This window comes from Streptomyces sp. NRRL S-646 (assembly GCF_000720765.1).
Lineage (GTDB): Bacteria > Actinomycetota > Actinomycetes > Streptomycetales > Streptomycetaceae > Streptomyces.
In genome coordinates, this window is the sequence record NZ_JODC01000089.1 from 1 (window position 1) to 499 (window position 499).

Here is a 499-nt window from a genome sequence, read left to right on the forward strand (position 1 = left end):
CAGCAGACCCACACCCTCCGACCACGCCGTACCATCCGCGCCGTCCGAGAACGCCTTGCACCGACCATCCACCGCCAGCCCCCGCTGCCGCGAGAACTCGAGGAAGGTCTCCGGGGTCGACATCATGGTCACACCACCGGCCAGTGCCATGTCGCATTCGCCGGAGCGCAGCGCCTGCGCGGCCAGGTGAAGGGCGACCAGCGACGATGAGCACGCCGTGTCCACCGTCACCGCAGGACCCTCGAAACCGTACGTGTACGCGATACGACCGGAGGCCACGCTGCCGGTGTTCCCGGTCATGAGGTACCCACCGGAGTCGAGCTCGCCCGAGCGGAGGACGGAGCCGTAGTCCTGCGCCATGGCGCCGGTGAAGACGCCGGTGCGGCTGCCGCGCAGCGTCGCCGGGTCGATACCGGCCCGCTCCAGCACCTCCCACGACGTCTCCAGCAGCAACCGCTGCTGCGGATCCATCGCCAATGCCTCACGCGGCGAAATCCCG

At 69.5% G+C, this 499-nt stretch carries 1 protein-coding gene; it reads right to left on the bottom strand.

All coding sequences use genetic code 11. From position 1 onward, the window contains the following. Positions 1-499: beta-ketoacyl synthase N-terminal-like domain-containing protein (locus IH68_RS0149005; protein WP_037886718.1), on the bottom strand; the 499-nt coding region annotated here is incomplete at both ends.